Source organism: Mycoplasma bradburyae, assembly GCF_024339025.1.
GTDB classification, from domain to species: Bacteria; Bacillota_I; Bacilli_A; order Mycoplasmatales; family Mycoplasmoidaceae; genus Mycoplasmoides; species Mycoplasmoides bradburyae.
Map to the genome: position 1 here is coordinate 538690 of NZ_CP101415.1, position 23208 is coordinate 561897.

A 23208-nucleotide genomic window follows, 5' to 3' on the forward strand; every position below is an offset into this window, starting at 1 on the left:
TCTTACTATTATATTAATTAGATTTTATTTTTGAGCTCCGGCAGCAGGTGATGCGCTAGGAGTAGTAGAGCCATGAGTAGCAGAAGCAGAACTTGAACTAGGAGCAGCAAAATACAAGATAGTAATAGAATTTGGTCAATAATACCCAAATGAATTAGTATCTTTTTTATAAGCAACTCTTGAGAAAATTAAGAATGTTGTAGCATTATCATCATTTATTTTAGATGAATTTACACTACTATTACTAGCATTTATATTATTTTCAATTAATTGCTTAATACCGTTACCTTCTTCGGAATTTTCTTGCCCATGTATAGAAGTATCAAATCCAAATGAACTGCTGTCAGCTTCTGAAAAAAAGTATTGTTTATTAGAATCTGGTGTTATAGATGTTTTTCAATCCGTAATATTATTCTCAGTTTTTCCTGTAATAGCTCCAACGCCATTACCTGGATTATTTACTATACTAGAATCTAATGCTGCTTCAGCTCCTTTGTTAGTATTATGAATTTTTTTAAATATTAATTTGGTTCCGAAAAAATTAGTATCAGATATCGCTATACCATCAAATATGTATTCAGATTTAAATAATATTTTATCGGTTTTTCCTGACCCAACAAAAGGAAGTTTTATAGGATTAACATAAACATATCTATTTTTATCACTAACTGTTATTTTTATTTTTAAATCTTTACCATCATTAGACAATTCATATCTTTTTTCTGCTGTACTACTATCTTTTTCAGTCATTATTTTAGTCTTATACGCTTCTATGTTTGATTTCGATTTTATGTATTTATCATCTTCTTTTTTAATAGAAGCACTTATTCTGACATCATCAGGTAATAAATTTTGAAGAACTAAACCATCGTTTAGTTCAATTACCAAATCCTCTTTATCCTTATATTTAATTGATAATTTATTATCATCAGCATCTTTAGATGTTAGGTAATAATTACCTTGTCAATCATTTTGATCAGTTTTTCATAAACTAACTAGTTTTGCTTGGCCTGATAAATACAGATTTTCTGGTTTGAAGTCAGGATATGATTTTTTAATGTTAGAAAAACCTTCTTTTCAAACAGATTCTTCACTATTCGCTAAGGTTTTAAACAACGCTCCTAAACCAGTTGTATGCTCTTGATTAGATTCGCCATCTGAAGCGCTATCATGATTTTCCATGCTTGTCGCATCTTCTCTAACTGTAGCACCTTCAGCCATAGGAGCAGCCGGTTGAGGAGTATTATTACTAGGAGTAGCAATAACTTTCATTTCATTTAATGTTGAAAGTTTTTCAAAATTAGCATTACCCAGATCTAAAACTTTTTTAGTAACTTCTTGATCATTAGCGTTTTTAACAGTCATGTTTTTTAATAAAACAGACGCTATAGAACTCTTTAATGTCTTAAATCCAGATATAGTAAATTCACTACTAGTTACTATATCGCTATCTTTAGAAAATTTAGCTTTAAATTTAATAGAGTCTTTTTCAGAATTAGAACTATCACTATTACTAACTAACTCAACATCCAATGTTCATCCTTCAATTGCAGGATTATTTTCTTTTAATTTAATATTTTCTTTAGTTACTTCACTAGCTTTTATACTATCATTAGCTATTTCAGCATTTTTAGAATCAACTAATTTGAAGCTATCAGCCGTTAATTTAGAAACATAAGTTTCAACTGCTTTTTTACTGTTTGTTGGTTCAGATGGAGTCATAGTATTAGATCCATCTGTACTACCACCAGGACTTGTAGTATCAGGGTTTGTAGTAGAAGTATCACCACCAGTACTAGGAGGATTTGTAGTTGTTGTACCGCCTCCGTTATTCGGATTTTTTGGTTCAGTCGGTTTAGTAGGTTTTACAGTTTTTTCTGTTTTACAACTTGCTGCAGATAAAGCAACAAAAGAACCAACACCTAATAGACTAATAAACTTTAAGATATTTTTTCTTTTCACTTAAAGTTTTTAAATTAGCAAAATCTTTTATTTTTATTCAAACAATAGATTTCGCTAAAAATCTATATAAACCTGAATAATTAATAAATAAATCAGGGACATTTTCGGTTAAAAAACTGAGAAATGACCCTGAAACATATAGGGACTTCTTCTTCTTCTTCTTCTTCTTCTTCTTCTAGAAATAAAGGGTTTTAATCAAATTAAGAATATGTAAATAAAAAAGTAAGAAGATTTACTTCTTACTATTATATTAATTAGATTTTATTTTCCATTACTAGAAGTGCCTGCAGTGGCTGGGGCAGCTGGAGCGGCTGAAGTAGAGGAAGGACTAGAAGCATTAGTAGTAGGTGCAGCAAAATACAAGATAGTAATAGAATTTGGTCAATAATATTCAAATGTATTAGCAGCTTTTTTATATGCAATTCTTGAAAAGATTATAAATGTTGTTGCTTTATCATTATTAATTTTAGTAACATTAACGTTATTAGATGTAGTTTCATTATTTTCTGCTAATTGAACAACACCATGTCCATCTTTTGAATTATCCTCTCCATGTATTGAGTCTTTAAATTCGTTAGAACTATCGACTTTTGAGAAAAAATATTTTTTGTCACTTTCTGGCACAAATGTTTTTCATTCTGTAGCATTAACTGATGGTCTTCCAGGGAAAATTCCTACACCATTACCTGAATTGTTTAATATATTAGAATCCAATGCTTGTTGAGCACCTTTATTTTCGTCATGAATCTTTTTAAAGATTAATTTATTACCGAAAAAATTAGTATCAGATATTACTACGCCATCAAATATGTATTCTGATTTAAATAAAATCTTATCAGTATTCCCTGGTTTTATATAAGGAAGTTTTATAGGATTAACATCAACATGTTTATCCTTTCTATCAACTGTTATTCTTATTTTTAATTCCTTATCATTATTAGATAATTCATATCTTTTCCCGACTGAATTACCCATCATTCCTTCTTCAGACTCTTTTTTAACCTTATATGCTTCTATGTTTGATTCCGATTTTGTGTATTTATCATTATTTTTAATAGAAGCACTTATTCTAACATCGTTTGGTAATAAATCCTTAAGAACTAATCCATCATTTAGTTCGATTGTAAGTTCATCCTTACCTTTATATTTAATTGATAACTTATTACTATCCCCTTCTTTAGAAGTTAGATAATAATTACCTTGTCAATCACTTTCGCCAGTTTTTCATAAACTAACTAGTTTTGCTTGACCTGATAAATATAGATTATTTAGATCAAAATCAGGATATGTTTTTTTAATATCTTCTAGCTTTGTTTTGTATGTTGAAGATTCTCCATCTATCAAAGTCTTAAATTTATCATTTAATCCTGTTGTATTGTCTTGAGTAGCTTCTGGTTGAGGTTGTTCTGTTGATACTTCTTCCGCTTCAACAATACTAGCGCGTTCTCCTGGTTGAGGTTGCGCATGTTCAGCATCTGATGCTGACGCTGGAGTTTTTACAACGCCTTCTTTATTTAAATCTACAAGAGTTTCAAACCCAACACTACCTAGATCTAGAACAGTTTTATTAACCATCATTCCATGTTCATCTTTAACTGATACTGTCTTTAATAAAACTGATGCTATAGAACTCTTTAACGTCTTAAATCCAGATAAAGTAATTTCATTACTAACTACTTCATCATTCTCTTTAGTAAATTTAACCTTAAATTTAATAGAGTCATTTTCTGGATTTGAACTATTACTATTACTAACTAACTCAACACCCAATGTTCATCCTTGTATAGCAGGATTAGATTCTTTTAACTTGATATTTTCTTTAGTTACTTCACTAGCTTTTATACTATCTTTAGCTATTTCAGTATCGCTAGAATTTACTATTTTGAAACTATCAGGCATTAATGTTTTCACATAAGCCTCAACAGCTTTTTTGATGTTTGCTGGTTCAGATGGAGTCATAGTATTAGATCCATCTGTACTACCACCAGGGTTTGTAGTAGAAGTATCACCACCACCAGTACTAGGAGGGTTTGTAGTTGTTGTGCCGCCTCCGTTATTCGGATTTTTTGGTTCGGTTGGTTTAGTGAGTTTTACAGTTTTTTCTGTTTTACAACTAGCTGCAGATAAAGCAACAAAAGAACCAACACCTAATAGACTAATAAACTTTAAGATATTCTTTCTTTTCACTTAAAGTTTTTTGAATTAGCAAAATCCTTTATTTTTTATTCGAATAATAGATTTTGCTAAAAATCTATATAAACCTGAATAATTAATAAATAAATCAGGATCATTTTCGGTTAAAAAACCGAGAAATGACCCCGAAACAAATAGGAGCTTCTTCTTCTTCTTCTTCTTCTTCTTCTTTTTTTTCTTCTAGAAATAAAGGGTTTTGAATAAAATTAAACTCTTATATAAATAAAAAAGTAAGAAGATTTACTTCTTACTATTCTATTAATTAGTTTTTATTTAAGCGCCAGCACCTGGAGTAGTAGTGGTTGCAGTGTTAGGATCAGCAAAATACAAGATAGTTACAGATTTTGGTCAATAATATCCAAATGTCTTATCAGTTTTTTTATAAGCAACTCTTGAAAAGATTATAAAAGTTGTAGCCTTACCATCATTGATTTTTGTAACATTAACTCCATTAGACATAGTGTCATTTTCTGTTAATTGAACTACACCTTGTCCATCTTTTGAATTAGCTTCTCCATGTATAGAGTCAATAAATTCCTTAGAATCGTCATTTTTTGAAAAGAAGTAATTCATATCTGATGGTTGGACAACAGATTTTCAATCAGCAACATTATCTCCATCCATTCTTCCAGTAATAGCACCAACACCATTACCAGCTCCATTTAATACTTCGGAATCTAATACTTCTTTAGCGCCCTTTTGTTCGTTATGAATCTTCTTAAAGATTAATTTAGTTCCAAAAAAATCTGTATCAAATATTGCTACACCATCAAATATGTATTCAGATTTAAATAAAATATTATCAGTATTCATTGGTGCTATATGAGGAAGTTTTATAGGGTTAACATCAACATATTTATCTTTGCTATTAAATGTTATTTTTATTTTTAAATTATCTTTATCACCTAAAGAATATCTTGCATTTTGTGGATCCTTAGAATTTATTTTTTCTTTATATTTAGCAATATTAGAAGTTGATTTTTTTATTTCTTCTCCATTATTAATAGAAGCGCTTATTCTAACATCATCCGGCAATAAATTTTGAATAACTAATCCAGGAATATCTAAAGATCAATCGGCATTATCTTTTAATTTTAAGCTTAATTTATTATCTTCTTGCTTAGAAACTAAATAATAATTACCTTTCCAATCACTATCTTTTTTAAATAAAGAAACTAACTTAGCTTGGCCTGTAAGATAAAGTTTATCAACATCAAATTCTGGGTATAACTTTTTAACATTATCAAACCCTATCTTATATGGTGAGTCACCCTTTGTTATTAAAGTTTTAAATTCAGCTCCTAATACAGTTGTTTGTTCTTGATTAGTTGTAGAAGCTGGAGGATTAGAAGCTTCTGGAGTAGTACTAGCTTCTTCTCTTAGACTAGTTCTTTCCATTGTTCCAGAAGTACCAGGAGCGGCTGCTTCAGCAGGTTGACCATCTGTTTTAATAACAACATTAGAATTTAGTTTGCTAAGAGTTTCAAATTTAGCATCACCTAAATCCAAAACATCTTTATTAACCATCATTCCATCTTCATCCTTAACAGATTGTTGTTTAAATAAAACAGATGCTACTGCAGTAGCTAATGTTTGAAATCCGTTTAAAGTAATATCTTTACTAGTAAGTGTTTCACCATCTTTAGTAAGAGTAACATTAATTTTAATAGTTCCATCTTGTTTATTCTTACCATTACTAACTAGATTGACACCATAAGTTCATCCTTTAGGTAATAAAGTATTGTCTTTTAATTTAATTGAATCTTTATTTACCTCAAATGATTCAACACTTATATCTTTTCTATTAGTAACTACAGTATTATCTTTATAAACTTCTAATTTATCACTAGTTAATGAATTTAGGAATGATGTAGCTTGTTCTTTAGTAGCAACATCGTTGTTGCTACTCATTCCGGTGTTGTTATTACTACCTGACCCAGTTGAAGGTGTATTTGCATCATTTGTACCTGATGAATTTTCTGAAGAACCTCCAGATGAACTACCGCCACCTGTTTCTGGCGCAGGATTTGGTTTCATAGGTTTTGGATTTACAACCTTTTCTGTTTTACAACTTGTTGCTGATAAAGCAACAAAAGAACCAACACCTAATAGACTAATAAACTTTAAGATATTTTTTCTTTTCACTTAAAGTTTTTAATTAGCAAAATCTTTTTTAATTAATTCAAACAATAGATTTTGCTAAAAATCTATATAAACCTGAATAATTAATAAATAAATCAGGGATATTTTCGGCTAAAAAATCGAGAAACGACCCTGAAACAAATAAGACCTTCTTCTTCTTCTTCTTCTTCTTCTTCTAGAAATAAAGGGTTTTAACTAAATTTAAAAATATTTCCTAAAGAATAAAAACTTATTATATTAAAAATATGCTAAACTAAATAACTTTAAATTATTCTTGAGATTCTTCGCTATCTATTAAATCATCATCTTGATTATGATCATTTCCATTGATTGGTCTATCTTCATTAACATCAACTTCATACTTAAAAGCAGCAAATGTTAAACTAGAATAAAAGACAATGATTCTGAATTGTTCTTAACTCTATGTATAACATTACCTATAGTTTCTAAATTGTCATCATTGTTTCTAATTGTATTTACAGAATTACTATTAGATAAAATATATCAAGATTTTAGTTCATTACTAATAACAGCTAAGTCATTAGTATAGAATCTATTAATATTGTTTCTATACACATTTACTCTTGAGACTACTTCAGATTCAATGTTGTTATCTCTAGACTTAATTCTACTAGATTCTATATTTTCATCGTTATCTTCTGATCTAATTCTTTTTTAGATAAACATTCTAAATCATAAGCATTAGTTATAGTTCATGATTTATTAAAAGCTACTTGAACTGCAACTTTGTATTCATCTAGATTTTTAGTTCTGTCGTATCTGATGGAAGACAGATTAAACTTCCATCAGAATCTATTGATAACTAACCCTAGTTTTTTTTATCTTGATAACTAGTATATTTTGCAGGAACTTTAATTCTTCCTTGTTCGTATCAAGAACCAACCTTGACATCAGTAGGTGTTTTATCTGATATCTCTTTATAATCTTGAAAACTATTAACAGATTTATGATTCTTATCTAAGAATACTTGAATCTTAAGATCTGTTGGTTTAAGATTTTTTAATCTAATCTTATGGAATTCAAGATTGATAGATCTAATTTGATAAGAACTATCAATTTTCATAATACCTACTAATTTAAGTTTTTGTTTATTATTAGAAGTTAAATTAACTAGTAGCGATCAATCGCTGTCTTTAGTGATGGAATCAAACTTAAGATCTTCTTCTAAATGAAGTTTTAATTTATCTATTAAACCAGATTGTTTTAGTTTTCCTTTTAATAGTTTAGTTGATAGTATGAATTAAATAATCCAGGTTGATAATTCTTCTAAATTCTTTCACTCAGGATCACCTAAATCTAAAATTTTAATAGTGGTTTTATTATCATGATCATTAATTGATTGTTCTGATAATAAAACAGACTTAATTGTGTTAGTATATCTTTTAAACTCGTTGATGGTTACAGGTTTACTATAGACTTTTTCATCCCCTTTAGTAAAGACAACTCTTAATTGAAGATTACCATATTCATTATTTTTAGATTTGCTATTATCAGTTATTTCAATAGTAGTTGATCATTCACAAATTACAAAGTTGTCTTTTTTAATTTAATGTTTGAAATATCTACTTCGTTAGATTTAATCTTATTAATATCAATAGAAGAATCATAACCATCTACAAATATAAAGTTATCAGCTGATAAACTAGAAGCGTATTTTTTCAATTACTCTTTTTGAGTTTAGAACAGCTGGTGATATTTGCAAATCATCATTAGCAGATATATCAGTTTCTATATTTAATTTAAATTTATAGTTTGTTGTATTAAACTACAACTAAAACCAACTATGCTTAGGAATGATCTTAAAGATAAAAACGATCCAAATATTAATATATTTCTTCTTTTATTAATCACAGTTTATAAGTCAAGTAGATATAAATAAATTATTATGCAGTTAATAAATTTGCTATATTGTTTATTTAATTCATAGGATTTTTGCAATAAATCCAATACAAATTAATTGTAATGGTGGAACAAAAAACAAGAAGTATTTAGCATTACGCCATTACTTCTTGTTTATCTATAATTTTAATAATTCTTATTGTTTCTTAAATATCTTTTTAAAAATAATAATTACTTAATTATTAATAAATAGATTAAGAAAATAGATTAAGAAACAGTTCTAGAAGATGCTGCTGTTGCTCCAGAAGTTCCAGATGCAGCAGGAGTTGCAGGAGCTGGCGATGCTGCTGATGCTGGTTGATATTCAAATGTAACAAATGTTAATTTAGGGAAATAAGTGAATTTATCTCCAGCAAGTTTAATGCCGGCTATAATCATTACATTATTATTTTGATTTGTTTCAAAATCAGATTTTCAACCGTTTTGAGTATTTCCAGGACCGTTTTTAGCTCTGTCAAGAGAATTACCTTCATTTAATTGATTTTTATCGTTATTTCAAACCTTATTTACTTCATTCTCGTTAGATAAACTGAATCATGATTTTAAGGTATCTCCGAATTGATTATGTTCACCTTTTATAAAATTATCTATATTATTTCTGTATACATTAATTCTTGTAAATACCTCAGGTGTAATGTACTTTAATCTCATTTTTTGTACATTAGTTAAACTTGAACTAGTTGGATAATCATCATTATACACTTTTTTTAAATAAACTTTGTATTGATATGCGTTTGTGACAATTCAAGTTTTACCAAATGATGTTTTTACTAAAATATTAAAGTCTTCTATTTTTTTTGATCCATAATTTATTATAGATGTTGGAGTAAATTCTCAAGACGTTCCTTTTATAACTAAACCAAGTTTGTTATCTTTGATTTTCTTATATTTGTTCGGAACAGCTATTGTTTCATTCCCGTTAGCAGTACTATCAGTACCTACATTAGTTGATATTTCGTTATCTTTTAAAACTTGATCGGCATCATTATAATCTTTAAAATTATTTTGAGATCTAACATCACCATTAAATACTTCAACTTTGATATCAGATGGAGCTACATTTTTTAAGATAATTTTATCGAAATCAATGCTAATATTTTTAACTACATCGCTACCTTTATCTGAAGCTGTACCAACAATTTTAAGTTTTTTACCTTCTTGTGTTTTAAACACTAATTTTGGTGATTCATTATCTTTAGTAACCGATTCAAAAATTAAACTCCCTTCTATCGATAAAGATGGTTTGTATTCACTAATACTTTCAACTTTTTTCTTCAGAAGTTTTGTAGATAAATCAGATTTAGCTTCTATTGTTGAAGCATTATCAGTTTGAGTTTCAGAAGCAGTGCTACCAGTATCCATTTCATCAGTAGATACTAATTTTAATGAAGACATAGCTGCTGCGGGTTGTGATTGAGATTCTGAACCTTGATTTTCACCAGCCGCAGTTTCTGGAACAGTTTCAGCTTTAGGTGATAGTAAATCCTCTAACGTATCTCAATTAGCATCACCTAATTCTAAAACTTTAACAACTTTGTTAGTTGTTTCAGGATCACTAACAGTTTCATCACTTAATAATAGTGAAGCTATAGTACTAGATAAAGTTTTGAAACCACTTAAAGTTATAGGATCACTAGCTACAAGATCACTACCTTTAGTGAATTCAGCTTTGATTTGAATATTATCTTTATCCTCACTAGAACTAATATTATTACTAACTAACTTAACTCCCAATTGTCATCCTTCAATAGCTGGACTAGTGTTTTTTAACATTATTTTAGTTAAATCGATTTCACTAGTTTTAACTTCGTTAAAAGGTTGTTCATTTCCATCAGCATTAACTAATTTAAAACTTTCAGGACTTAAAGTTTTCACGAATTTTTCAACTTCTGCTTTTGAATTTGCAGGAGTAGTAGGAGTAGTTGTTCCTCCGTTACCACCACCATTTGTTGGAGGGGTTACAGGATTTTCAGTTCCTGGGTTTTCTGGTGTTTTATTACCACCATTATTCGGATTTTTTGGATCTGTTGGATTAGTAGGTTTTACTACCTTTTCTGTTTTACAACTCGCTGCTGATAAAGCAACAAAAGAACCAACACCTAATAGACTAATAAACTTTAAGATATTTTTTCTTTTCACCTTAAAGTTCTGTTTAACAAAATCCTCTTAACTAAACGATAGATTTTGCTAAAAATCTATATAAACCTGAATAATTAATAAATAAATCAGGATCATTTTCGGTTAAAAAACCAAGAAATGACCCTGAAACAAATAGGAGCTTCTTCTTCTTCTTCTTCTTCTTCTTCTTCTTCTAGAAATAAAGGGTTTTGGCTAAATCTAAAAACTATATCTTAGAAAGGAATAACTTATTTATCTAATAATATACACTAAATAAATTATAGGTTTTATTTAAAGGTTTATTACTTTCTATATATTATTACATTGATTATTTTATTTTTATTATATCTAGTTTATTGTTATGTATATTCTTCAAAGAAGATTGCTTAGCATAAAATAATGCTTATAGTATACCAATAAGATAATAATTAAAAAAACAAGAAGTATTTAGCTTAATGCTATTACTTCTTGTTTATCTATAATTTTATAATCGTTATTGTTTCTTAAATATCCTTTTAGGATTAACAATGAGTTATTTATTAAATAAATAGATTAAGCGTTTCTTCCCGAAGAAGATGTTGTTTCAGAGGTTGATGTTGCTGCAGGAGCTGCTTGATATTTAAATGTAACGAATGTTATTTTAGGGAAAAATACATATTTGTTATCATCACTTAATTTAATTCCTGCTATAAACATAAAGTTGTTATTTTGATTGCTAACTAAATTTGATCTTCAACCTTTTTCTGATTCATTGTTTTTAGTTACATCTATATTTTTAGATATAATATTACCTTTACCTGTTTGATTATTATCATTAACCCACTTACTGGCATTATTATCACTAGATAAACTGTATCATGAAGTTAGATTGTCAGCAAAACCTGGATTAGGATCTAAAAATTTATTAACGTTGTTTCTCCACATATTTATACGACTAAATACTTCAGGCTTAATATAAGATAATTTTGCTTTGTTAGCACTTTCCGTTCCATTACCTTCATAATCATCAGAAAACATTTTCTTTAAATAAACATTGTAGTCATAAACATTTGTAGTAGTCCATGTTTTACCGAAAGATACTTTAACTAAAGCCTTATAATTTTCTATTTTATCTTGACCATTATAATAAATAGATGTCGGAATAAATTCTCAATTTTTTTGTTGAATTTGTAAACCTAGTTTATCTTCATCATTCTTTGTGTATTTACTTGCAACAGTTATAGTTCTAGTATTAGCATTATTATCAACAGTACCTACGGTACCGACTACTTCACCGGAATTAGCTACTAAACTAGCATCGCTATAATCTTTGAAATTATTTTGAGATATTGTGTTATCATTAAACACATCTACTTTAATATTTGATGGAATAACTTTTCTTAACACTATTTTATCAAAATCAAAACTAATATTCTTAATTACTTCAGAATCATTTTCAGATGCAGTACCAACAATTTTAAGTTTTTTACCTTCTTGCGCTTTAAACACTAATTTAGGAGATTCACCATCTTTAGATACTGATTCAAAAATTAAATTACCTTTAATTGATAATTCAGGATTTTTAATTTTACCAATTGTTTCTACTTTATTTTTTAATAATATAGTAGATAACTTAGAATTATCACCAATACTTGAACTATTATCTGATTCTGTTGTCGTAGAATTTTCTTTACTAGAACTTTTTCCAGATGTTTCTGTATCACCTGAAGTCGAATCCACTAATTTAATTAATGATCTAGCGCCAACTCCAGAAGGTCCTGATGCAGTTGCTCTTTCAGGATGTGCCGATTCAGTACTATCATCAGTTCCAACTTCTTTAGTCGCAGCAGAGATTAAATCCTCTAACGTATCTCAATTAGCATCACCTAAATCTAAAACTTTAGCAACTGTACTTGTTCCATCAGAGCCACTAACAGTTTCATCTTTTAATAGTAGTGAAGCTATAGTACTAGATAAAGTTTTGAAACCACTTAAAGTTATAGGATCACTAGCTACAAGATCACTACCTTTAGTGAATTCAGCTTTGATTTGAATATTATCTTTATCCTCACTAGAACTAATATTATTACTAACTAACTTAACTCCCAATTGTCATCCTTCAATAGCTGGACTAGTGTTTTTTAACATTATTTTAGTTAAATCGATTTCACTAGTTTTAACTTCGTTAAAAGGTTGTTCATTTCCATCAGCATTAACTAATTTAAAACTTTCAGGACTTAAAGTTTTCACGAATTTTTCAACTTCTGCTTTTGAATTTGCAGGAGTAGTAGGAGTAGTTGTTCCTCCGTTACCACCACCATTTGTTGGAGGGGTTACAGGATTTTCAGTTCCTGGGTTTTCTGGTGTTTTATTACCGCCATTATTCGGATTTTTTGGATCGGTTGGATTAGTAGGTTTTACTACCTTTTCTGTTTTACAACTTGCTGCTGATAAAGCAACAAAAGAACCAACACCTAATAGACTAATAAACTTTAAGATATTTTTTCTTTTCACCTTAAAGTTCTGTTTAACAAAATCCTCTTAACTAAACGATAGATTTTGCTAAAAATCTATATAAACCTGAATAATTAATAAATAAATCAGGATCATTTTCGGTTAAAAAACCAAGAAATGACCCTGAAACAAATAGGAGCTTCTTCTTCTTCTTCTTCTTCTTCTTCTTCTTCTTCTTCTTCTAGAAATAAAGGGTTTTGGTTAAATTCAATAATTAATAAAATAGAACTTTAGTATATACCTATTTATTGTTTTAAGAATTTATGATTATTAATTTGTTCTATTAGCAAAATACAAGATAGTAACAGAATTTGGTCAGTAATAACCGAATGTAGTAGCTGACTTTTTATAAGCCACTCTTGAAAAGATTATAAATGTCGTAGGATTATTATTGTTAATTTTAGTAACATTAATATTTCCAGACATAATATTATTTTCTATCAATTGAACAACCCCATCACCGTTACTACTATTATTGGTTCCATAAATTAAGTCATTAAATTCATTAGAATTATCATTCTTTGAAAAGAAATAATTAGCATCATTTGAAGATAGTACTGATTTTCAATCAGTAACACTGTCGCCCATTCTTCCTGGAATGCTCCCTAAGCCATTTCCTGAATTATTTACAACAGATGAATCTAATGCTTTTTTAGATCCAGAATCAATATTATGAATTTTCTTGAAAATTAATTTGGTACCAAAATATTTATCATCAAATATTTCTTTACCATCAAAAATGTATTTTGATTTGAAAAATATCTTATCAACCTTACCTTCGCCTATATAAGGTAATTTAATCGGATCAACATTTACTATTTTATCTATAGAAGAATTGTTTGCATTTACGCTGACTTTAAATTTTAAATTATTATTACTATCTAAAGAATATCTTGTACTTTCAGAACCTTCAGATTTTATTTTTTCTTTGTATTCATCAATGTTAGATGAAGAATTTTCCATTCTATCACCATCTTTAATATAGACACTTATTTTTATATCATCTGGTAATAAATCTTTAAGAACTATTCCGTCATCTAATATTATTGATCAATTCGGATTATCTTCGTATTTTATTGATAATTTATTATTTTCATCTTTAGATGTTAAATAATAGCTAGCCTGTGATTGGTTTTGTTCAGAATCAATAATTGACACTAGCTCAGCTTCACCTGATAAATATAATTTTTCTGGATCAAACTCATTAAAATTAGTTTTTAAGCTATTTAACTCATTTTTTATTTCTGACTCATTATTTGTTATTAAACTTTTAAATTTTATAGCTAATTCTGATGTTTTTGATACATTCGGTTCATTAACATCATCAGTTGTTCTTAATGATCGTTCTAAACTAGATGTTGTTATGGTTATTTGTTTATTTAACTCTGATAATTTTTTAAATTCAGCACTTCCTAAATCTAAGACAGTTTTATTAACTTTCTCACCTTGTTCATCTTTAACTGATGCTGTTTTTAATAAAACAGATGCTATAGAACTCTTTAATGTCTTAAATCCAGATATAGTAATTTCATTACTAGTTACTTCATCACTTTCTTTAGTAAATTTAATCTTAAATTTAACAGAGTCATTTTCTGGATTTGTACTATCACTATTACTAACTAACTCAACACCCAATGTTCATCCTTCAGTTGCGGGATTATTTTCTTTTAATTTAATATTTTCCTTAGTTACTTCACTAGCTTTTATGCTATCTTTAGCTATTTCAGCATTACTAGAATTTACCAGTTTAAAACTATCCGGCATTAATGTTTTTACATAAGCCTCAACTGCTTTTTTACTATTTGTTGGTTCAGATGGAGTCATATTGTTAGATCCATCAGATCCGCCACTAGGATTTGAAGTGGTAGCTCCACCACCACCACCTGTTGTAGGAGGAGTCGTAGTTGTGCCACCTCCGTTATCCGGATTTTTTGGTTCAGTTGGTTTAGTAGGTTTTTCAGTAACCGGTTGTTTACAGCTAGCTGCAGATAAAGCAACAAAAGAACCAACACCTAATAGACTAATAAACTTTAAGATATTTTTTCTTTTCACTTAAAGTTTGTAATTAGCAAAATCTTTTTCCTTAATTAATTCAAATAATAGATTTTGCTAAAAATCTATATAAATCTGAATAATTAATAAATAAATCAGGATCATTTTTCGGTTAAAAAACCGAAAAATGACCCTGAAACATATAAGAGCTTCTTCTTCTTCTTCTTCTTCTTCTTCTTCTTCTTCTAGAAATAAAGGGTTTTAAAACTTTTTAAAATTTTTATAAAGATTTAGAAATATATAATTGAATTACTTTACAAATATAAAAATAGCTCTAAATTTTACACATTTTCAAAAGATCTTAATAACTGAATGCTCTTATTTTATTAATGTATTAAACAGTAGTTTTTTATCAAAACCACATGATTTTAAGTAATTTTCAACTTAAAAGTATAAGTATTTCTATATAATAAGCATTTCTATATAAATAGAAACAATGAATAAGGATCGTTTACTAAATAAAAATAAACGATCCTAAAATATTGAAAAATTGGTTTCAATCAATGAAAAATTTAATTTCTTACATAGATCTTGAATCTATAGTAGTTAATGTAAATGTTAAATTACCTAAATTAGGAGCAGGTTTTGCAGACATATTCCCAGAAACTATAATTTTATTTAACCCTTTTTCTAGTTCTAAACTACCTGAAAAACCGCTAGCTTTATCAGTTTTAGTGAAAGTTTTTAATTTATCTCAACTGTTAAAGGAAATTAATCTATCAAACCTAGCCTTCTTATCATTATTATATGAATCTCTTCATAAAATTATGCCTCTTATATTGTTATTATTAGTTTCTCCAGAACTAAAAATTCCACTAATATCGTAATTACCTTTTTGAGGAGCATTTACATAAAATGAATAATAAGATTCATTACTTTCAGGATTAGTTGTTCCATTGTTACCAAGAAACCCTAAAACAAAATGTTGCTGCGCAGAACCACGATCATCTAATGTAGCATTATATCTTCTAATTATCGTATCATGCTTATTAGCAAGACCATAACCTTTTAAGAAATTAACCGTAATAGAATTTTGGTTAGTATTTGAAATTTCATTACCAAAAATATTGTTATAAATATTATTTTCAGAATCCTCTGATGATGTAATATACATATTACCGATCATCGGAGTTACTTTATTATTATCAGTGTTAAAACTAATTGTATTTTGTCCAAAAATTAAATTATTTAACCGAACTTTAGCTATCTTTATTGATTTAACTTCAGGATTTTCAAGAGTTATTTCTTGGGTTTGAGAGGTATTTAGTTTATATTTTAGAGATAAATTGTTAATATCGCTACTTTTAGCTAATTTATAAGGAAAATATAAAAACGCATTAGACGGTCCGAAATATTCAAAATTAAATTCATATTTAGCGTCTGTACCTGTTAAATCATATATCCAAGATACATCTGTTAATTGATCTGAGTTACTAAGACTAGCAGAAGCAACATTTTCTTTTACAACTCTTTTAGCAAATTTAAAATCATGTTGCTCATCATTGCTAAATCCTACGAAACTATAATTAGCACTTTGAGTTCCGGTTTTTGTAAATGTACCTTGAAATTTTTCTTGAGTAATTTTATACATCAGATAATTCGAAAACATATCAGCATTAGTTTTTCATGTTGATATGTTTGATATTGCTGTATCTATTTCAATTTTCTTAGATGTTATAGTATCTATTTGCAAATCTCGTTCAGGTTGTAATGTATTATTCAAAATAGTTTCAGCGTTTTCATACAAAATATTAAGTTTATCTTTAATTCCCTTATATTTTGCAGATTCAAATTGATCCAAATTGGTATTTTTTGACTTAACAATATTTTTTAAATTATTGTAAGCAGATACTAATGATTGATTTTTATCATCAAACTCATTTTTATCTGTTCTAGCTTTGTTGATAGCTGATTCTAAATTATCTTTAGCATTTTCTAACTGTTCTTTATTAGAACCATTATTGTTATTTATAGTTTCAGCATTTGTGTATGCATTTTCTAACTCTTTTTTAATTTTTGCATAATCAGCATACATCGAAACAATAGAATTCTTATTAGTTATCAATTGGCTTAACTCTGTTTTCAATTTATTTACTACAGAATTATCCATCTCATCAACAGATACACCTGAATTGTCGGGAGTTATTGGATTTAATCCGTTATTCAATTCATCTCGATTAGTAGATTTTTCATTGTTCATTTGAGAATTAGATGGCTTCAGCCCATTGCAACTAGTCATTGATAATGAAACTACCGAAAATATACCTAATAAACTAGCGATATTTAATATCTTTTTATTCTTCATTCAATTCTCTTACTGTTATTCACTAATATAAAAAAATGGGATTAGGTAACTAAAAACCTAATAATTATATTTATGTAAAAATTAGATCTATTATCGCGTATATGCACGAATTATAGTCCTAAATCGATTAGGAGCTTCTTCTTCTTCTTCTTCTTCTTCTTCTTCTTCTTCTAGAAATAAAGGATTTTATATAAATTGATATTTTATGTTATTTAGTTAAAATAAATTATTATTTTGAACTACTCATTGATGTTGATAAAGTAAATGTAACATTACCTAAATTAGGAGCAAGGTTAGCATTTGAACTATTCACATCACCAGAAACTACTATTTTATTTAATCCTTGTTTCAATTTAAGTGTTGATTTAAAACCGTCATCCTTATTAGTAGAATCAAATGATTTTAAACTGTTATCTCAACTTCCAGAAGACATAAGATTCTTAAATTGTGCTTTTCCATCCGTTTCTGTATTATTGTATTGTTTAGTTCAAAATACTAACTTTCTTGATTCGCCTGAATTATATATTCCACTAATTTCATACAATCCTTCTGTAGGAGCGTTAACATAAAATGAATAGTAACGTATATTAACTGCATCATTATTACTGCCACTATCTCTACTGCCTACATAACCTAAAACAAAATTATCTGTAGCTGTACCATTGTTATTAATAGCCGCGTTTATTTTCTTAATTTCAGTAATAGATTTATTGGCTAATCCGTAACCTTTCGCAAAATTAATAGTTATCTTATTTTTATTTTGCATATCCGCTTCATTACCAAATATAGAATTATATACCTTAGTTTCAGAACCAGAATAATTTGGTAATGTTATGTACATATTACCAATGATAGGGTTCTTCTTATCACTAGGAATACTGAATGATATTGTATTATCGCCGTAGTTTAATCCAGTTAACTCGATTTTAGCAACCTTAACATCATCTACTGAAGCATCTCTAATTAATGACGTAATATCGAAAACATTTTCTCCATCATTTAATTTATATTGTAGAGCAAAATTATCTTGAGTTATCAAGTTTGAATAACTCTTATATGGGAAATATAGAGTAGCAGAGCTCCCACCATAATATGTGAATTTTAGATCATAACTAGCAGATTGGTTTTCTCCGCTTTTTAAATCATAGATTCAGGCAACATCTGTAGGATTTGCAGAACTACCAAGATCTTTAATTGTTCTTTTAGCAAATTTATAGCTAGGTTCTGAAATATTAGAACTATATGCAACAATTGTTTTATCACTTGGTTGGTTACCTGTTTTAGCAAAAGTTCCTTTAAAGTGTTCTGCGTCATTAATAATTGGAAATTTCTTAAAATCAACATAACCATCTACATTAGTTTTATAAGTTTGTATATCAGTAGATTTAATACTATTTTCAATATTTTGTTTTGCAGTATTAACTGTTGAAATATCTAAAGGTGTAACAGGCTGTAAAGTGTTATTAATTATGGTATTAGCTGAGTTATAAATGGAATTGATATGTTCTTTAATTCCGTTATATTTAATATCATTTAAACCTAATTCAGATATTTTATTATCTTTTGTAGCAAGAATAGTTTTTAATGAAAAATATGCTGTTACTAATTCACTATTATTGTTATCAAAATCAGTTTTAGCACTAGCAGCAGTATCTATAGCAGATTGTAAATCTGCTTTAGCTTTTTGTAATTGTTCTAATGTTGAATTCGGATTAGTATTAATAATCTCAGAAGAATTATATGCTGATTCTAATGTTTCTTTTATTTTTGAGTAATCTTCATATAAATTCACTTTAGTTTCTTTATCATTTATTAATGAATTTAACTCTGTTCTAGCTTGATTTACTAAAGGATCATTGCTTGGTTTATTATTCGTAGTTGGTAAAGATGGATCAGGTTTAGGATCTATATCCTTAGGCTGATCTATCTCATTAGAATTAGATAACTTTAAACCATTACAACTAGTTATGGATAAAGTAACTAAAGAAGATGTGCTTAATAAGCTTATTATTTTTGTGATAGATTTAACTTTCATATTCAATTGTTCTAATTAATGAAATTTAATCAAACATTAATACCAAAGGTTTATATAAAATTAAAAACATGAATAAATTAGATCTATTACCAGAATTGAACTTTGATAAAAATTAATTCGGTGAGTTTTTGTATTTTTAAAAGACTTATTTAGTCTTTTAAAAATTTATAAGAAAAATATTAAGATGGGTTTGAAGATGGAGTTAGGGTAAATGTTACATTTCCTAAATTAGGAGCATCTTTAGTAGCTTCATCTGCTGAAACAAAAATTTTGTTAATACCTTTTTCTAGAGTTATTGTTTTCTTATTATTCATCGTATTAGTAGATGAACTAAATGATTTTAATCCCGATCAATTGTCACCTGATTTTAAATTTAGAAACTTAACAATATTTTGTTGATTTTCATAAGTTCCACTTCAAAACCTTAATCCTCTGTTTTCTCCTGAATTAATACTTCCACTAATAGTGTATGCTCCTGATTGCGGAGCATTTACATAGAATGAATAGTATTTTTCATTAGTTTTAGGATTCGTACTTCCACCATTACCTAAATACCCTATTAAATAATGATCTTTAGGACTACCTGAATCATCTAATGCTGCATTAAGCTTTCTAATTATTGTGTCAGATTTATTTGCAATTCCATAACCTTTAATAAAATTAATGGTTATGGAATTAGAATTGTTCGATAATTCATTAGAAAAGATATCATTATATACCTTTTCCGCTGAACTATTTATTGAAGATATATACATATTACCAATCATAGGTGTAACTTTATTATTATCAGTAGTAAATGAAATTGTATTCTTACCAAAAGCTAAGTTACTTAATCTAATTGCAGCAACCTTTATATCATCAACTTTAGGATCATTTAAAACGATATCTTGGAGTTCTAAATCGTTTAATTTATATTTCAATGATAAATTATCCTTATCGTTAGCTTTAGCTAACTTATAAGGAAAATATAATGTCGCACTAGCAGGACCATAATAGGTAAATTCAAATTGGTACATCGGATTTTGAGTACCGTTTAGATCGTAAATTCAAGCAACATTGGTCAGTTCTTTTGTGTCGCTTAAATTTTGACTTTTATTTTCTTGTTTAATGATTCTATTAGCTAACTTAAAATTAAAATCTAAATCAGAATTAAAAGCTACGATACTGTAATCTGAATTTTGCATTCCAGTTTTAGTGAAAGTTCCTTTAAAATTAGTTTGGTTAATATTAAATCTTTCATAATCCGCAAACTTGTCTGCATTGATTTTTTGACTATCAATTAAAGATATTTCATCTTTAATACTATTATTTGCAGTCATCACCGAACTAACTTCTAAACTTCCATTAGGTTGTAAACCGCTTTGAACAATATTTTCAGCAACTTCATATAAAGAATTTAAATGAAATTTAATGCCACTGTATTTATCTTGATTTATAGAATTTAATTTTTCATCTTTATTATTTAAAGTTACTTTTAATGAATTAAATTCTCTTATCAATGCTTCATTAGCATTATTAAATTGTTCTTTATTGTTAGCAGCAGTATCTATAGCAGATTGTAAATCTGCTATAGCTTTTTGTAATTGTTCTAATGTTGAATCAGGATTAGTATTAATAGATTCAGAAGGATTATATGCTGATTCTAATGTTTCTTTTATTTTTGAGTAATCAGCATATAGATTAATTTTTGATTGTTTATCTTTTATTATATTAGTTAATTCTGCTCTAGCATTATCTATTAATGGATCAGAATTCTTTTTATTAATTGGTGTTTCTGTATTAATTGGTGTTTCTGGTTTTAAATCAGTTTTGAATTCTTTTATTGGTTCTGTTGTTTTTAAAGCATTACAACTGGTTGCTGATAGACTAACTAATGTACTAATACCTAAGAAACTAATTGTTTTTAAAAAACTTTTTCGTTTCACAAAAATGATTTATAAAACCGATAATAAATGGTTTTACTGAAATTTATATAAATTTATAAAAACACACTCAATTAAATAAATTAGACTCATTCACAAACTTGCGTTAGTTGAACGAGTCCAAAACAATTAATTAAATTTTGTTTTACTTCTTCTTTTAGGTTTAAAAATAAACGGTTTTAATTAAAATAATTTTTCGATTAAATTCTTATTATTCAAAATATATTCTTTTTAAGCTGTTGGTTCAACTTATTGAACTAAAGTAAATGTTATATTCCCTAGGTTTGGAGCTGCGTTATTTGCTTCTTTACCTGAAACTATAATTTTATTCAAACCTTTTATTAAATCCAAGCTAGCATTATTACCACTCAATTTTTGTGCTTCATTGAAATTCTTTAATTTGCTAGTTCAATTATTATTACCTGAATTTAAATTATTAAATTTAGCTTTTTTACCGTTTTCTTGAGCATTATAAGCATCTTTTCAAAAAGATAAACCTCTAGTCTCTCCTGAATTATAAAATCCACTTATCTTGTATGTTCCTTGAGTAGGTGCGTTTAGATAGAATACATAGTAACGATCAGTTTTCGAATCATTTCCTGATCCTTCTTTAGAACCTAGATAACCTAATAGATAATATGTTTTAGTTTCTTCATTATCATTAAATTTCCCGCTAAATTTAGTTAAGTTAGTTTTGATTTTATTAGCTATTCCATATCCCTTAACTAAATTTACTGTTATCACATTATGATTGTTTTCATTTCATTCATTAGCAAATATATTGTCACGAATTTTGTTTATTGATTCTTCAGATTCTGATTGAGCAACATACATATTACCAATCATTGGATTTTGTTTATCACTAGGAACACTAAATGAAATAGTGTTTTCTCCAAAAATTAAACCAGTTAAATTAATTTTAGCTATCTTTATATCATCTATTTGAGCATCACTTATAATAGAAGAGATATCAATTAGATCTCCATTGTTAAGTTTATATTGTAATCCTAAATTAGTTGAATTTTGCGATGTTGTATAGATTTTATACGGGAAATACAGAACAGCATTTGAACCACTATAATAGTTAAATTTAAAATCATAACTAGCAGTTTTGCCTTCTTGACTTCTTAGATCATAAATTCAAGCAACATCAGTTATATCTGATAAGTTATCTGTTTGAGCTAATTTATCAATTTTTCTAAAAGCGAACTTATTATTTACATTATTTAAATTAGAACTAAATGAAACAATTCTTCAATTCTCTGGTTGATTTTGAGTTTTTGAAAAATCACCTATAAAATTATCAGATTTAATTGAAAACTTTTTAAAGTTTAAATATTCATCAGAAACCATTTTTTTATCACTAATTGTAGAAACAAAATTTTCTATATCAGATTTAGCGTTATAAATTTTGCCTTTGGTTAAATCGTTAGCTTGAAGAGTGTTAGTTATTATTAATTCAGCAACAGAATACAATGAATTATATTGATTTATTAATCCTTGATATGAAGCATTATCACCTATTTGATTTAAAACATTTGATTTGTTTCCTAGAGTATTTTTTAAGGATTTGTACGCTTCAACTAATTGTGGTTTAGAACTATCAAATGAACTTTTTTCGCTAGCAGCATTATCTATAGCTGTTCGTAAAGTATTCTTAGCTTCAAGAATACTTTGTTCATTTGAAGTGGAATCACTATTTATACTTTTAGCAACATTATAAGCGTTTTGTAATTTACTTTTTATTTCAGAATAGTCATTATATAAGGAAATATTTGAATCTTCTGTTTTTAATAAATTATTTAATTCTTCTTTAGCTAGAATTAACGATGGGTTGGATTCATCCTTCATCGTTGGTTTAGTAGGTTCAGGATTGCTTGGATTAGGATCTGTTGGTTGATTCGGAGATATTGATGGAGGGTTTGTTTCTGATATTTTTACTCCCGTACAACTAGTAGCTGATAATACAACTATAGAAAAAGCGCTTAATAAACTAACTATTTTTAATATATTTTTCTTAATTTTCATTCAATCTTCTTATTTTTTAAATAAATAACAAAACAATA

Annotated in this window: 13 protein-coding genes; all 13 read right to left on the reverse strand. The window is 27.6% G+C overall.

The annotated features are described in order from the left end of the window. Positions 1–24: 24 nt before the first annotated feature. Complete coding sequence (locus NMG77_RS02190; protein ID WP_255045608.1) at positions 25–1962, reverse strand: lipoprotein 17-related variable surface protein; 1938 nt, start codon at positions 1960–1962, stop codon at positions 25–27. 261 nt (positions 1963–2223) lie between these two features. After that, positions 2224–4149, reverse strand: coding sequence for a lipoprotein 17-related variable surface protein (locus NMG77_RS02195; protein WP_255045609.1), 1926 nt, complete (start codon positions 4147–4149; stop codon positions 2224–2226). Positions 4150–4428: 279 nt separating this feature from the next. Then, positions 4429–6300, reverse strand: a complete 1872-nt coding sequence (locus tag NMG77_RS02200) for a hypothetical protein (protein ID WP_255045610.1) — start codon at positions 6298–6300, stop codon at positions 4429–4431. Between the two features lie 375 nt (positions 6301–6675). Further along, positions 6676–6873: a hypothetical protein gene (locus NMG77_RS02205; RefSeq protein ID WP_255045611.1), complete on the reverse strand. Its 198-nt coding sequence runs from the start codon at positions 6871–6873 to the stop codon at positions 6676–6678. A gap of 253 nt (positions 6874–7126) precedes the next feature. Next, positions 7127–7381: a hypothetical protein gene (locus NMG77_RS02210; RefSeq protein WP_255045613.1), complete on the reverse strand. Its 255-nt coding sequence runs from the start codon at positions 7379–7381 to the stop codon at positions 7127–7129. 461 nt (positions 7382–7842) lie between these two features. After that, positions 7843–7980, reverse strand: coding sequence for a hypothetical protein (locus NMG77_RS02215; RefSeq protein WP_255045614.1), 138 nt, complete (start codon positions 7978–7980; stop codon positions 7843–7845). 444 nt (positions 7981–8424) lie between these two features. Then, positions 8425–10356 (reverse strand): hypothetical protein, encoded by a 1932-nt coding sequence (locus tag NMG77_RS02220; RefSeq protein ID WP_255045615.1) that lies wholly within the window; start codon positions 10354–10356, stop codon positions 8425–8427. A gap of 531 nt (positions 10357–10887) precedes the next feature. Then, on the reverse strand, positions 10888–12828 hold the full coding sequence (locus tag NMG77_RS02225; protein ID WP_255045616.1) for a hypothetical protein: 1941 nt from the start codon (positions 12826–12828) through the stop codon (positions 10888–10890). Positions 12829–13098: 270 nt separating this feature from the next. Further along, complete coding sequence (locus NMG77_RS02230) at positions 13099–14880, reverse strand: lipoprotein 17-related variable surface protein (RefSeq protein WP_255045617.1); 1782 nt, start codon at positions 14878–14880, stop codon at positions 13099–13101. Positions 14881–15400: 520 nt separating this feature from the next. Beyond that, positions 15401–17185: a hypothetical protein gene (locus tag NMG77_RS02235; RefSeq protein ID WP_255045618.1), complete on the reverse strand. Its 1785-nt coding sequence runs from the start codon at positions 17183–17185 to the stop codon at positions 15401–15403. Between the two features lie 229 nt (positions 17186–17414). Further along, positions 17415–19220 (reverse strand): hypothetical protein, encoded by a 1806-nt coding sequence (locus tag NMG77_RS02240; protein ID WP_255045619.1) that lies wholly within the window; start codon positions 19218–19220, stop codon positions 17415–17417. 179 nt (positions 19221–19399) lie between these two features. Then, positions 19400–21145 carry a hypothetical protein gene (locus NMG77_RS02245; RefSeq protein WP_255045620.1) on the reverse strand — a complete coding sequence of 582 codons (1746 nt, stop codon included), beginning with the start codon at positions 21143–21145 and terminating at the stop codon, positions 19400–19402. Between the two features lie 246 nt (positions 21146–21391). After that, positions 21392–23170, reverse strand: coding sequence for a hypothetical protein (locus NMG77_RS02250; RefSeq protein WP_255045621.1), 1779 nt, complete (start codon positions 23168–23170; stop codon positions 21392–21394). Between the last annotated feature and the right edge of the window lie 38 nt (positions 23171–23208).